This is a genomic window from Rhizobacter sp. P3_B12 (assembly GCF_056402895.1).
Genome location: NZ_JBFUGN010001613.1, coordinates 1 through 753 on the forward strand (window position 1 = coordinate 1; position 753 = coordinate 753).

Consider the following 753-nt stretch of genomic DNA (forward strand, 5'->3'; position numbering starts at 1 on the left):
GCGCTGCTCCGACACCCTCTGCAAGGCCGCCTGCAGATGGTTCGCGACGCCCACCAGCCGCTCGACGCCGGCCTTGCCGACGCGGCGCGTCGCGCTTTCCACCTGCCAGGCGTTGGACAGCAGGCCTTGCGCATCGCGCAGGTCGGCCTCGCTGTGGTCGGCGTAGTGAAGCAGCGCGAGCAGGCCCTCGAGGTAGGCGTCCCAGCCACCACCGAGCTGCGCCGCCACGGCGCGGTGCGTGCTGCGGCAGGCCTTGTCGTGCGCCAGCAGCCGCTGCTCGACCTGGCGGTGCTCGCGCTCGACGGCGTTCAGCAGGCCCGGCAGTTCGCCTTGCTTCAGCGTGCGGTCGCGGTGGCGGATCAGGCCGCCGGGCGCCTTCAGCGCGCCGGTTTTCAACGCGCGCAGCTGGCCCAGCTCGCGCTCCAGTTCGCGCAGCCGCGCCACGTCGTCGAGCAGCGACTCGGGGTAGAGCGCCGCCAGATCGGCCGGCGTCGCGCGCTGCAGCGCCGGGTCGGCCAGCTCGGCCGCGCTCTTCACGCTGCGCGTGACCGAGCGGCCGAGGTACACGCCGCGGTAACGGCCCTGCAGGCTTTCGCGCGCGAACTGCTCGTCGAGCGCCTGCAGCGAGTCCTCGAGCGCGATCGGCGCGAGCTTCGTCTCGCCGATCAGCTGCGCGGTGACGCGCTCGCGCAGGCCCGGTGCGTCGTCGAACAGCTCCCAGGCGCTGCGGTCGTCGAACGGCGCCGCCACGTA

General features: G+C 73.6%; 1 protein-coding gene. It reads right to left on the reverse strand.

Annotated features, from left to right (window positions below; all coding sequences use genetic code 11):
* Positions 1-753: hypothetical protein (locus AC1D01_RS37235; protein WP_477874916.1), on the reverse strand; the 753-nt coding region annotated here is incomplete at both ends.